This window comes from Streptomyces sp. NPDC096136, from assembly GCF_044763325.1.
GTDB lineage: Bacteria > Actinomycetota > Actinomycetes > Streptomycetales > Streptomycetaceae > Streptomyces.
Genome location: NZ_JBIWFZ010000012.1, coordinates 1 through 14,518 on the forward strand (window position 1 = coordinate 1; position 14,518 = coordinate 14,518).

Annotated in this window: 1 protein-coding gene and 1 pseudogene; both read left to right on the forward strand. The window is 75.7% G+C overall.

Annotated elements, in window-relative coordinates; translation table 11 throughout:
* On the forward strand, positions 1-8,874 hold an 8,874-nt coding region (locus ACIRBY_RS23835), incomplete at its 5' end, for an SDR family NAD(P)-dependent oxidoreductase (RefSeq protein WP_403903589.1).
* 128 nt (positions 8,875-9,002) lie between these two features.
* Positions 9,003-14,516: pseudogene (locus ACIRBY_RS23840) on the forward strand (type I polyketide synthase); the annotation flags it as partial.
* Positions 14,517-14,518 lie beyond the last annotated feature (2 nt).

Below are 14,518 nucleotides of genomic sequence, written 5' to 3' on the forward strand. Positions count from 1 at the left end.
GTCGAGCCCGATGCCGTACTCGGTCACTCGCAGGGTGAGATCGCTGCGGCCTGTGTCTCGGGTGCGCTGTCGCTGGAGGACGCGGCCCGGGTGGTCGCCCTGCGCAGTCAGGCCATCGCCAAGGAGCTGGCGGGTCGGGGCGGTATGGCCTCGGTCGCCCTCAGCGCCGACGAGGCGGCCGCCCGTCTGGAGCGCTGGGCCGACCGGGTCGAGGTGGCCGCGGTCAACGGCCCCGCCTCCGTGGTGGTCGCCGGTGACGCCGAGGCACTCGACGAGGCCCTGGAGGCCCTGGCCTTCGAGGGCGTCCGGGTGCGTCGGGTCGCGGTGGACTACGCGTCGCACACGCGGCACGTCGAGGCCATCGAGGACCTGCTCGCCCAGACCCTGTCCGGAGTGGAGGCCCTCGCCCCCACCGTCCCCTTCTACTCGACCGTGACCGGCGGCTGGGTGACGGAGGCCGGTGTCCTGGACGGCGGGTACTGGTACCGCAACCTGCGCGGCCAGGTCGGCTTCGGCCCGGCCGTCGCCGCCCTCCTCGCCCAGGGCCACGGCGTCTTCGTCGAGCTCAGCGCCCACCCGGTGCTGGTCCAGCCGATCACCGAGGCCGTCGACGGTCTGGACGCCGATGTCGTGGTGACCGGCTCCCTGCGCCGTGAGGACGGCGGCCCGCGCCGCCTGTACGCCTCCATGGCCGAACTCTTCGTCCGCGGCGTGGCCGTGGACTGGACCGCCGTGCTGCCCGCCACGACGGCGGCACACGTCGAGCTGCCGACCTACGCCTTCGAGCACCGGCACTACTGGCTGAAGGACACGGGCGGGGCGACGGACGCGGCCTCGCTGGGACAGACGCAGGTCGATCACCCGCTGCTCGGCGCGGTGGTCCGGCTGCCGCAGTCCGACGGGTTCATCTTCACCTCCCGCCTGTCCCTGCGCACGCACCCCTGGCTCGCCGACCACGCCGTCAGCGGTGTGGTCATCCTCCCCGGCTCCGGGCTGGTCGAGCTGGCCGTGCGCGCCGGTGACGAGGCCGGCTGCGAACTGCTGGAGGAGCTCGTCATCGAGGCGCCGCTCGTCGTCCCCGACCACGGCGGCGTACGCGTGCAGGTGGCGCTCGGCGCGCCCGGCGAGAACGGCTCGCGCTCCGTGGCCGTGTACTCCCTGAGCGAGGACGCCGAGACCGACGCGTGGACCCGGCACGCCACCGGCATCCTGTCGGCCACGGCCACGGCCCGACCGGTCGGCGGCGGATTCGACTTCGCCGCCTGGCCGCCGGCCGGCGCGCAGCCGGTCGAGGCCGGGGAGTTCTACGGCGACCTGGCCGAGCGCGGCTACGGGTACGGGCCCGCGTTCCAGGGCCTGCGGGCGGTCTGGCGGCGTGACGGCGAGGTCTTCGCCGAGGTCGCCCTGCCCGACGGGTACCGCAAGGAGGCCGGCGGGTACGGGGTCCACCCGGCCCTGCTGGACGCGGCCCTCCAGGCCGGGACCTTCGCCCACGCGGGCGCGGCGGACGAGGAGCCCGGGGAGCCGGTGCTCGCGTTCGCGTGGAACGGCTTCGCCCTGCACGCCGCCGGCGCCCCGGCCCTGCGGGTGCGCGTCGCACAGAACGGTCCGGACGCGCTGTCCTTCCAGGCCGCCGACGAGACCGGCGGGCTCGTGGTGACCCTGGACTCGCTGGTCTCCCGTCCGGTCTCCGCCGGGCAGCTGGAATCCCCGGCGGACACGGCGGCCGCCAACGCGCTGTTCCGGGTGGAGTGGAGCGAGCTCCCGCAGCCGGAGGAGGAGGTGGACGCCGTCCAGACGTGGGCGCCCGTGTCCACCGCCGACGAGGTGACGGCGCTGTCCGAGGCCCTCGCGGCCGCCGACGGCCTGTCGCTGATCGCGGTGCTGGAGGCCGTCGGCGACGGCGGCGAGGACCCGGTGCTGGACCTGGCCTCCCGCGTGCTGGACGTCATGCAGGCGTGGCTGGCCGGGGCCGGGCTGGAGGAGTCGCAGCTGGTGATCGCGACCCGGGGGGCCGTGCCCGCCGGTGACGGCGGTACGGTGACCGACCCCGCCGGTGCTGCGGTGTGGGGTCTGGTGCGTGCCGCGCAGGCCGAGAACCCGGACCGGATCGTCCTGGTGGACGTCGACCCGGCCGCCGAAGGCGCCACGGACTCCGTGATGGACTCCGTCCTCGGCGCCGTACTGGCCGCCGGTGAGCCGCAGGTCGCCGTCCGCGGGACCACCCTCTCCGTGCCCCGGCTCGCCCGCGCCGCCGCGCAGGTCCCGGACGTTCCGGGGACCTTCGCCCCGGAGGGCACGGTCCTGGTCTCGGGCGCCGGATCGCTGGGCGGTCTGGTGGCCCGGCACCTGGTCGCCCGGCACGGTGTCCGCCACCTGCTGGTGGCCAGCCGCCGCGGACCGGCCGCCGAGGGCATGGCGGAACTGGTCGCCGAACTCGGCGAGCGGGGTGCCGAGGTCTCGGTGGTGGCGTGCGACCTCTCCGACCGCGACGAGCTCGCCGCGCTGCTGGAGTCCGTACCGGCCGAGCACCCCCTCTCCGGCGTCGTCCACACGGCCGGCGTGTTCGACGACGGGCTGATCGGGGCGCTGACCAGGGAGCGGCTGGCCGGGGTGTTCGCACCGAAGGTGGACGCGGTGCGCCACCTGGACGAGCTGACCCGGGGCCTGGACCTCGACGCCTTCGTCGTGTTCTCGTCCGTCGCCGGCCTCTCCGGCGGTGCCGGGCAGGGCAACTACTCGTCGGCCAACCACTACCTCGACGGCCTGATGGACCACCGCCGGGCCGCCGGCCTGCCGGGCCTGTCGCTGGCCTGGGGCCTGTGGGAGCAGTCCCTCGGCATGGCCTCGCACCTCAGCAGCGTCGACCAGGCGCGGGCGAGCCGCAGCGGGGTGCTGGAGATCTCCGCCGGCGAGGGCATGGGCCTCTTCGACGCAGCCCTCGGCGCCGGGCAGCCGCTGCTCGTACCCGTCAAGCTGGACCTGCGCGGGATACGGTCCGACGCGGCGGCCGGCGGTGCGGTACCGCACCTGCTGCGCGGCCTCGTCAAGGCCGGACGGCAGCAGGCGCAGGCGGGAGCCACCGCCGACGAGGGCCGCACGCTCTCCGCTCGGCTGGCCGGACTCACGGCCTCCGAGCAGGAGGCCCTGCTCCTCGACCTGGTGCGCACCCAGGCCGCCGTCGTCCTCGGCCACACCGGCCCGGGCGGGGTCCGGGCCGACATGGCGTTCAAGGACGCCGGGTTCGACTCCCTCACCTCGGTCGAGCTGCGCAACCGGGTCCGCGAGGCGACCGGCCTGAAGCTCCCGGCCACGCTCGTCTTCGACTACCCGACCCCGCTGGCCCTCGCCCGCTACCTGCGCGAGGAGTTCGGCGACGTGGCGCCCGCCCCGGTCGAGCAGACGGCGTCCGCGGCCGCCGACGCCGGTGAGCCCATCGCGATCGTCGGCATGGCCTGCCGCTACCCCGGCGGCGTCTCCTCGCCCGAAGAGCTGTGGCAGCTGGTGTCCGAGGGCCGCGACGCGGTCTCCGGGTTCCCCGAGGACCGCGGCTGGGACCTGGAGGGCCTGTTCGACCAGGACCCCGACCAGGCCGGCACCTCGTACACCGACCAGGGCGGATTCCTCCGGGGCGCGGGCCTGTTCGACGCCGGGTTCTTCGGGATCTCGCCGCGCGAGGCCCTGGCGATGGACCCGCAGCAGCGGCTGCTGCTGGAGACCTCCTGGGAGGCCCTGGAAGGCACGGGCATCGACCCGTTCTCACTCAAGGGCAGCGACGTCGGCGTCTTCTCCGGCGTCTCCAGCCAGGGCTACGGCACCGGCACGGTCGCACCCGAGGTCGAGGGCTTCGCCGGCACGGGCCTGGCCCCGAGCGTGGCGACCGGCCGCGTGTCGTACGTGTTCGGCCTGGAGGGCCCCTCGGTGTCCGTGGACACCGCCTGCTCGTCCTCGCTGGTCGCCATGCACCTGGCCGCGCAGTCGCTGCGCCAGGGCGAGTGCTCCATGGCACTGGCCGGCGGCGCGATGGTGATGGCCACGCCCGGGGCCTTCCTCGCCTTCTCCCGGCAGCGCGGCCTGGCCGGTGACGGCCGCTGCAAGGCCTTCGCCGACGGCGCGGACGGCATGGGCCTCGCCGAGGGCGTCGGCGTGGTCGTCCTGGAGCGGCTGTCGGTGGCCCGCGAGAAGGGCCACGAGGTGCTCGCGGTGCTGCGCGGCAGTGCGGTCAACCAGGACGGCGCCTCCAACGGCCTGACGGCTCCCAGCGGTCCCTCGCAGCAGCGGGTGATCCGCAAGGCGCTGGCCGGTGCCGGGCTCTCCCCGTCCGACGTGGACGTGGTGGAGGGGCACGGCACGGGCACCGCGCTGGGCGATCCGATCGAGGCGCAGGCGCTGCTGGCGACGTACGGCAGGGGGCGCGACCCCGAGCGGCCGCTGTGGCTGGGTTCGCTGAAGTCCAACATCGGCCACACGCAGGCCGCCGCGGGCGTGGCGAGCGTCATCAAGATGGTGCAGGCCCTGCGCCACGGCGTCATGCCGCCCACCCTGCACGTGGAGCGGCCCACCACCGAGGTCGACTGGACGGCGGGCGCGGTGGAGCTGCTGACCGAGGCCCGCGAGTGGTCGCGCGGCACCCAGCCGCGCCGGGCGGGGGTCTCCTCCTTCGGCGTCGGCGGCACGAACGCCCACCTGATCCTGGAGGAGGCCCCGGCCGGGGAGGAGGCCGCGGCGACGGTCCCGGCTCCGGTGGCCGGTGGTGTGGTGCCGCTGGTGGTGTCGGCGCGCAGCGCGGCCTCGCTGGCCGGTCAGGCCGGGCGGCTGGCGGCGTACGCCGAGCGCGCCGACGGGGTGTCGGCGGCGGAGCTGGCCGGAGCGCTGGCCTCGGGCCGCGCGGTCTTCGGCGAGCGTGCGGTGGTGCTCGCGGGCTCGGACGAGGAGGCGCTGACAGGGCTGCGGGCGCTGGCCGGCGGCCAGGACGCGTCCGGTGTGGTGACCGGCAGCGTGGGCGCGCCGGGCCGGACCGTGTGGGTGTTCCCGGGGCAGGGTGCGCAGTGGGCCGGTATGGGTCGGGAACTCCTGGACTCCTCGCCGGTGTTCGCGGCGCGGATCGCGGAGTGTGCTGCGGCGCTGGAGCCGTGGATCGACTGGTCGCTGGTCGAGGTGCTGCGGGGTGAGGCCGGGCCGGAGCTGCTGGAGCGGGTGGACGTGCTCCAGCCGGCGAGTTTCGCGGTGATGGTGGGTCTGGCCGACGTCTGGCGGTCGGTGGGTGTGAAGCCGGATGCGGTGCTGGGTCATTCGCAGGGTGAGATCGCCGCGGCCTGTGTCTCGGGTGCGCTGTCGCTGGAGGACGCGGCCCGGGTGGTGGCCCTGCGGAGTCAGGCCATTGCCAAGGAGCTGGCGGGTCGGGGTGGTATGGCGTCGGTGGCGCTGGGCGCCGAGGAGGCCGCTGCGAAGCTGGAGCGGTGGTCCGACCGGGTCGAGGTCGCGGCGGTCAACGGCCCCGCCTCCGTGGTGGTCGCCGGTGATGCCGAGGCACTCGACGAGGCGCTGGAGGCCCTGGCCTTCGAAGGTGTCCGGGTCCGTCGGGTCGCGGTGGACTACGCGTCGCACACTTGGCACGTCGAGGCCATCGAGGACCTGCTGGCCGAGACCCTCGCGGGGATCGTCGGGAAGGCTCCGGAGGTGCCGTTCTACTCGACGGTCACCGGTGGTTGGGTCGAGGACGCGGACGTCCTGGACGGCGGGTACTGGTACCGCAACCTGCGCGGCCAGGTCGGCTTCGGCCCGGCCGTCGCCGCCCTCCTCGCCCAGGGCCACGGGGTGTTCCTGGAGGTCAGCGCCCACCCGGTGCTGGTCCAGCCGATCAGCGAGACCGTCGACGGCCTCGACGCCGACGTGGTGGTGACCGGCTCCCTGCGCCGTGAGGACGGCGGCATGCGCCGCCTGCTGACCTCCATGGCCGAGCTGTTCGTCCGCGGCGTCGACCTCGACTGGAGCGGTGTGCTGCCGCAGCCGGCCCGGCGCCTGGAGCTGCCGACGTACGCCTTCGACCACCGCCACTACTGGCTGCACCTCGCCGAGGCGGCCACCGACGCGGCCTCCCTCGGCCAGGCGACGGCCGACCACCCGCTGCTGGGCGCGGTCGTCCAGCTGCCGCAGTCCGACGGGCTCGTCTTCACCTCCCGCCTGTCCCTGCGCACGCACCCCTGGCTCGCCGACCACCGCGTCGGCGGCCTGGTGCTCCTCCCCGGCACCGGTCTGGTCGAACTCGCCGTGCGCGCCGGTGACGAGGCCGGGTGCGGGCTCCTGGAGGAGCTCGTGACCGAGACGCCGCTGGTCGTCCCCGACCACGGCGGAATCCGGCTCCAGGTCGCGGTCGGCGCGCCCGACGAGAGCGGCTCGCGCACCGTGGAGATCTACTCCCGCCGCGAGGACGCCGTCGACGGGGACGGGTGGACGCGGCACGCCACCGGCATGCTGTCCGCCGCCGGCCGGCCCGCCGGTCACGGGTTCGACTTCGCCGCCTGGCCCCCGGCCGGTGCCCAGCAGGTCGACATCAGTGCCGGCTACGCCCTGCTCGCCGAGATGGGATACGCGTACGGGCCCACGTTCCAGGGCATGCGGGCGGTCTGGCGGCGCGGCGAGGCGCTCTTCGCCGAGGTCGCCCTGCCCGAGGAGCAGCGCAAGGAGGCCGCCGCGTTCGGGCTGCACCCCGCGCTGCTGGACGCGGCCCTCCAGGCCGGGACGTTCAGCGCCGCGGCGGGCACGGCGGACGAGGAGTCCGGCGAGCCGGTGATGCCGTTCGCGTGGAACGGGCTGGCCCTGCACGCCGCCGGGGCCGCAGCCCTGCGGGTGCGGATCGCGCCGAGCGGTCCCGACGCGGTGTCCTTCCAGGCCGCCGACGAGACCGGCAGCCCGGTGGTGTCGCTGGACTCGCTGGTCCTGCGACCGGTCGACGTCGACCGGCTGGGCGCCGCGGCCGACGCCGCGGCCGCCACCTCCCTCTTCCGGGTGGAGTGGACCGAGGCGGGCACGGCCGACGCGGCCGACTCCGGCCCGTCATGGCTGCCGGTGACCGGTGCCGCCGACGTGGCGGCCCTGGCCGGGGGCGCCGCAGCCGCGGCGGTGCCGGTGCTGGAGGCCGTCGGCGGCGGGGATTCGGCGCTGGAGCTGACCTCGCGTGTGCTGGGGGTCGTGCAGGCGTGGCTGGCGGGGTCCGGGCTGGAGGAGTCGCGTCTCGTCGTGGCCACCCGGGGTGCGGTGCCGGCCGGTGAGAGCGGTGCGGTGAGCGACCCGGCCGGCTCGGCCGTGTGGGGTCTCGTACGGGCCGCGCAGGCCGAGAACCCCGACCGGATCGTCCTCGTCGACGTCGACCCCCTCGCCGAAGGCGGTACGGACTCGGTGCTGGACTCCGTCCTCGCCGCCGTGCTGGCCTGTGGCGAGCCGCAGCTGGCGGTGCGCGGGACGGCTCTGCTCGTGCCGCGTCTCGCCCGTGTCGCCGGTTCGGGGCAGGGGGCTCCGGTGGTCTTCGCGCCGGAGGGCACCGTCCTGGTGTCGGGCGCCGGTTCGCTGGGCGCGCTCGCGGCCCGGCACCTGGTCTCCCGGTACGGCGTGCGGCACCTGCTGCTGGCGAGCCGTCGCGGCCCGCAGGCGGAAGGGGTCGGGGAGCTGGTCGCCGAGCTGACCGAGCGCGGCGCCACCGTCTCGGTGGCCGCCTGCGACCTCTCCGACCGGGCCCAGGCCGAAGCGCTGCTGGCGTCCGTCCCGGCCGGGCACCCCCTCACCGGGGTCGTCCACACCGCCGGCGTCTTCGACCCGGGCGTCATCGGGACGCTGACTCCGGAGCGGCTGGCCGGGGTGTTCGCGCCGAAGGCCGACGCGGTCACGCACCTCGACGAGCTGACGCGGGGCCTGGACCTGGACGCGTTCGTCGTCTACTCCTCCGCCTCCTCCGTCTTCATGGGAGCCGGCAGCGGCGCCTACGCGGCTGCCAACGCCTTCCTCGACGGCCTGATGGCCCGGCGCCGGGCCGCCGGACTGCCGGGCCTCTCCCTGGCCTGGGGCCCGTGGGAGCAGCTCACCGGCATGGCCACCACCATCGACGAGCTCACCAAGAGCCGCATGAGCCGGCGCGAGGGACGCGGCGGAGTCCGGGCGCTCGGATCCGCCGAGGGCATGGAACTCTTCGACGCCGCCCTGGGATCGGCGCATGCGCTCCTGGTCCCGGTCAGCGTGGACCCGCGTGCGGTACGGGCCGACGCGGCGGCGGGCGGCGGCGTACCGCCCCTGCTGCGCGGACTGGTCCCCGCGGGCCGGCAGCAGGCCAGGGCGGGGGGCACGGGTCAGCAGGCCCGCAAGCTCACCGACCGGCTCGCCGGACTCGGTGCGGCGGAGCAGGAGGCCCTGCTCCTCGACCTGGTGCGCACCCAGGCTGCGGCCGTACTCGGGCACACCGGCCCGGGCGGCCTCCGCGCCGAAACGGCTTTCAAGGAAGCCGGGTTCGACTCGCTCACCTCGGTCGAGCTCCGCAACCGGGTCCGCGAGGCGACGGGGCTGAAGCTCCCGGCGACGCTCGTCTTCGACTACCCCAGCCCGCTGGTCCTCGCCCGCCACCTGCGCGAGGAGTGCGCCGTCGAGGAGGCGTCCGCGGCGGATCCGGTGCTGGCCGGCCTCACCGGCCTGGAGGCGGCCATCGCGTCCGCCGCCGCCGATCAGGAGGCGCGCGAGCGGATCACCGCACGCCTGCGGGAGCTGCTGAAGGCAGCCGAGGCGGCGGGCCGTCCGGACACCGCGCCGGGAGGCGCCGACGCCTCCGACGAGGATCTCGAAACCGCCGACGACGAAGAGCTGTTCGCGATCTTCGACCGGCTCGACTGAGCCGCACCGGACGGCCGGGCCCGCACGGGCGCGCCCGGCCGTCCCCCCCCCGCACCCGGTGCGGGACCCCCCACAGCAATTGCTCACATCACCCTTCCTTGGAGCTGAATCCAGTGGCTGACGAGGCACAACTCCGCGACTACCTCAAGAAGGCCATCGCCGACGCCCGCGATGTCCGCAAGCGGCTGCGCGAGGTCGAGGACCAGGCGCGCGAGCCGATCGCCATCGTCTCCATGGCCTGCCGCTACCCCGGCGGCGTCTCCTCGCCCGAAGACCTGTGGCGGCTCGTGGCCGACGGCGTCGACGCGGTCTCCGGATTCCCCGAGGACCGCGGCTGGGACCTGGACGGCCTGGTCGACCCCGACCCCGACCGTGCGGGCACCTCGTACACCGACCAGGGCGGCTTCCTGGAGGGCGCGGGCCTGTTCGACGCCGGGTTCTTCGGGATCTCGCCGCGCGAGGCCCTGGCGATGGACCCGCAGCAGCGGCTGCTGCTGGAGACCTCCTGGGAGGCCCTGGAACGGGCCGGCATCGACCCCTACGCGCTCAAGGGCGCGGACGTCGCCGTGTTCTCCGGGGTCTCCGGCCAGGGGTACGGCGCCGGCGCCGGCGTGGTGACCCCGGAGGTCGAAGGCTTCGCGGGCACCGGAGCGGCGTCCTGCGTGGCCTCGGGCCGGGTGTCGTACGTCTTCGGCTTCGAGGGGCCGGCGCTGTCGATCGACACCGGCTGCTCCTCGTCGCTCGTGGCCATGCACCTGGCCGCGCAGTCGCTGCGGCGGGGCGAGTGCTCCATGGCACTGGCCGGCGGCGCGATGGTGATGGCCACGCCCGGGTCCTTCATGGCCTTCTCCCGACAGCGCGGCCTCGCGACCGACGGCCGCTGCAAGGCGTTCGCCGACGGAGCGGACGGCATGGGCCTCGCCGAGGGCGTCGGCGTGGTGCTGCTGGAGCGGCTGTCGGTGGCCCGCGAGCGCGGCCACCGGGTACTGGCGGTGCTGCGCGGCAGCGCGGTCAACCAGGACGGCGCCTCCAACGGCCTGACCGCCCCCAACGGTCCCTCCCAGCAGCGCGTCATCCGGGCGGCGCTCGCCGGCGCCGGGATCTCCGCCTCCGACGTCGACGTGGTCGAGGGCCACGGCACGGGCACCGCGCTGGGCGACCCGATCGAGGCGCAGGCGCTGCTGGCGACGTACGGCAAGGGGCGCGACCCCGAGCGGCCGCTGTGGCTGGGCTCGCTCAAGTCCAACATCGGCCACACGCAGGCCGCCGCGGGCGTCGGCAGCGTCATCAAGATGGTGGAGGCGCTGCGGCACGGGGTGATCCCCCCGACCCTGCACGCAGAGCGGCCCAGCACCGAGGTGGACTGGTCGGCGGGCGCGGTGGAGCTGCTGACCGAGGCGCGGGAGTGGCCGCGCGACGGCCGGCCGCGCCGGGCGGGCGTCTCGTCCTTCGGGGTCAGCGGGACGAACGCGCACCTGATCCTGGAAGAGGCCCCGGAGCAGGAGCCCGCGGAGCAGGCGCCGGTGGCCGGTGGTGTGGTGCCGCTGGTGGTGTCGGCGCGCAGCGCGGCCTCGCTGGCCGGTCAGGCCGGGCGGCTGGCGGGGTTCCTGGAGGGTGCCGAGGGGGTTTCCCTGGCGGAGGTGGCCGGGGCGCTGGCGTCGGGCCGGTCGGTCTTCGGGGAGCGGGCGGTCCTCACGGCCGATTCCGCGGAGGAGGCCCTGGCCGGGCTGCGGGCGCTGGCCCGGGGTGAGGACGCGGCGGGTGTGGTGACCGGCGGTGCGGCGGCGCCGGGCAGGGCCGTGTGGGTGTTCCCGGGTCAGGGTGCGCAGTGGGCCGGTATGGGTCGGGAACTCCTGGACTCCTCGCCGGTGTTCGCGGCGCGGATCGCGGAGTGCGCGGCCGCGCTGGAGCCGTGGATCGACTGGTCGCTGACCGAGGTGCTGCGCGGTGAGGTCGCGCCGGAGCTGCTGGAGCGGGTGGACGTGCTCCAGCCGGCGAGTTTCGCGGTCATGGTCGGTCTCGCTGCCGTGTGGCGGTCCGTGGGTGTCGAGCCCGATGCCGTACTCGGTCACTCCCAGGGTGAGATCGCCGCGGCCTGTGTCTCGGGTGCGCTGTCGCTGGAGGACGCGGCCCGGGTGGTCGCCCTGCGGAGCCGGGCCATCGCCAAGGAGCTGGCGGGTCGGGGTGGTATGGCGTCGGTCGCGCTGGGCGCCGAGGAGGCGGCCGCGAAGCTGGTGCGGTGGTCCGACCGGGTCGAGGTCGCGGCGGTCAACGGCCCCGCCTCCGTGGTGGTCGCCGGTGATGCCGAGGCACTCGACGAGGCCCTGGAGGCCCTGGCTTTCGAGGGCGTCCGGGTGCGTCGGGTCGCGGTGGACTACGCGTCGCACACGCGGCACGTCGAGGCCATCGAGGACCTGCTGGCCGAGACCCTCGCGGGGATCGTCGCGAAGGCTCCGGAGGTGCCGTTCTACTCGACGGTCACCGGTGGTTGGGTCGAGGACGCGGACGTCCTGGACGGCGGGTACTGGTACCGCAACCTGCGCGGCCAGGTCGGCTTCGGCCCGGCCGTCGCCGCCCTCCTCGCCCAGGGGCACGGCGTGTTCGTCGAGCTCAGCGCCCACCCGGTGCTGGTCCAGCCGATCACCGAGGCCGTCGACGGTCTGGACGCCGATGTCGTGGTGACCGGCTCCCTGCGCCGCGAGGACGGCGGCATGCGCCGCCTGCTGACCTCCATGGCCGAACTCTTCGTCCGCGGCGTGGCCGTGGACTGGACCGCCGTGCTGCCCGCCACGACGGCGGCACACGTCGAGCTGCCGACCTACGCCTTCGAGCACCGGCACTACTGGCTCCACGCCACCGAAACGCCCACCGACGCGGCCTCCCTCGGGCAGGCCGAGGCCGGGCACCCCCTCCTGGGGGCGGTGGTCCGGCTGCCGCAGTCCGACGGGCTCGTCTTCACCTCCCGGCTGTCCCTGCGCTCGCACCCCTGGCTGGCCCAGCACGCCATCGGCGGCGTGCTGCTCGTCCCCGGCACCGGGCTGGTGGAACTCGCCGTGCGCGCCGGTGACGAGGTCGGCTGCGGGCTGCTGGAGGAGCTCGTCATCGAGGCGCCGCTCGTCGTCCCCGACCACGGCGGAATCCGGGTGCAGGTGGCGCTCGGCGCGCCCGGCGAGAACGGCTCGCGTCCCGTCGACGTCTACTCCCTCAGCGAGGACGCCGTCGACGGGGACGGGTGGACCCGGCACGCCACCGGGCTCCTGTCGCCCGCCCCGGCCACCCCCGCCCCGGGCTTCGACTTCGCCGCCTGGCCGCCGGCCGGCGCCCGGCCGGTCGAGGTGGACGCCCCGGCGTTCTACGACGAGCTGCGCGCGCACGGTCTCGCGTACGGGCCGGCGTTCCAGGGTCTGCGGGCGGTCTGGCGACGCGGCGAGGAGGTGTTCGCCGAGGTCGCCCTGCCCGACGACGAGCGCAAGGAGGCCGGCGCGTTCGGCCTGCACCCGGCCCTCCTGGACGCCGCCCTCCAGGCCGGCACCTTCGCCCCCTCCGCGGCGGGGGAGGAGGCGAGCGGGGAGCCGCGGCTGGCGTTCTCCTGGAACGGCTTCGCGCTGCACGCCGCCGGCGCCCCGGCCCTGCGCGTGCGGATCGCCCCGACCGGTCCGGACGCGCTGTCGTTCCAGGCCGCCGACGAGGCCGGTGGGCTCGTGGTGACCCTGGACTCGCTGGTCTCCCGTCCGGTCTCCGCCCAGCAGCTGGAGACGGCGGCCCGCGGGGCGCACTCCGACGCGCTGTTCGCGGTGGAGTGGACCGAGTCGGCGCCGCCCGCCGAGCACGCCCCGCCGTCCTGGGCACCCGTGGCCACCGCCGACGACGTGGCGGCCCTCGCCGAGGGCGGGCAGGTGCCCGCCGTCGCACTGCTGGAGGCCGTCGGCGACGGCGCCGAGGACGCGGCGCTGGCCCTGGCCTCCCGTGTGCTGGGCGTCGTCCAGGCCTGGCTGGCCGGGGCCGGCCCGGAGGAGTCGCGGCTGGTCGTGGCCACCCGGGGCGCGGTTCCCGCCGGTGACGGCGGTACGGTGACCGACCCGGCCGGCTCGGCGGTGTGGGGCCTGGTGCGGGCCGCGCAGGCCGAGAACCCCGACCGGCTCGTGCTCGTCGACCTCGACCCCGCCGCCGAGGGGGACGCGGAGCCGGTGCTCGGCCCCCTCCTCGCCTGCGGCGAACCGCAGGTCGCCGTGCGCGGGACCACCCTGTCCGTCCCCCGGCTCGTCCGCGCCGGCGGCGACGCCCCGGACGCACCCGCCGTGTTCGCGCCGGAAGGCACCGTCCTCGTCTCCGGCGGCGGCTCGCTGGGCTCCCTGATCGCCCGGCACCTCGTCGTCCGGCACGGCGTCCGGCACATGGTGCTGGCCAGCCGCCGCGGCCCGCAGGCCGAGGGCGTCCGGGAGCTCGTCGCCGAGCTGACGGCGGAGGGCGCCGAAGTCACCGTCGCGGCCTGTGACATGTCCGACCGCGACCAGGCCCAGGCGCTGCTGGCCTCCGTCCCGGCCGAGCACCCCCTCACCGGCGTCGTCCACACGGCGGGCGTCTTCGAAGCCGGACTGGTCGAGGCGCTGACCCCCGGACAGCTGGCGAAGCTGTTCGCCCCGAAGGTCGACGCGGTGCGCCACCTGGACGACCTCACCCGGGACCTGGACCTGGACGCGTTCATCGTCTACTCCTCCGCCTCCTCCGTCTTCATGGGCGCCGGCAGCAGCGGTTACGCCGCCGCCAACGCCTTCCTCGACGGGCTGATGGACCACCGCCGGGCCGCCGGCCTGCCCGCCGTGTCCCTCGCCTGGGGCACGTGGGCGCACGCGACCAACATGACCACCCACCTCAGCGCCGACGACCAGGCGCGCATGAGCCGCCGCGCCAGCCGCGACGGGGTCGTGGCGCTCACGCCCGCCGAGGGGACGGAGCTGTTCGACGCCGCCGTCGCGGCGGGCCGCCCCCTGCTGGTGCCCGCCAAGCTGGACCTGCGGGGCGTCCGGGCCGGCGCCGCGGCGCGCGGCGGCGTCCCCCACCTGCTGCGCGGACTGGTCCCCGTGGGCCGGCAGCAGGCACGCGCGGCGGCCGCGGGCGACGGCGGCGGGCTGGTGCGCCGGCTGGCCGAACTCGGCCCGGCCGAGCAGGAGGCGCTGCTCCTCGACCTGGTCCGCACCCAGGCCGCGCTCGTCCTCGGACACACCGACCCGGCGGGCGTCCGGCCGGAGACGGCGTTCAAGGACGTCGGTTTCGACTCGCTCACCTCGGTCGAGCTGCGCAACCGGGTCCGCGAGGCGACCGGCCTGAAGCTCCCGGCCACCCTCGTCTTCGACCACCCCACCCCGCTGGTCCTCGCCCGCCACCTGCGCGACGGGCTCGGGATCGGCGACGACGCCCTGGCCCGGGTGAACTCCCGGCTGGAGGACGTCGAATCACTGATCAGCACCCTGGCCCTCGACGAGTCCATGAAGGCCGGGATCGCGCTCCGCCTCCAGGGGCTGCTGGCCAGGTGCAACGGAGTGCTCGACACGTCGGACGCCCCCACGGTCGCCGACCAGCTGGAATCCGCCTCCGCAGACGAGATCTTCGAATTCATCGACGGTGAATTCGGCCTCCTCTGACC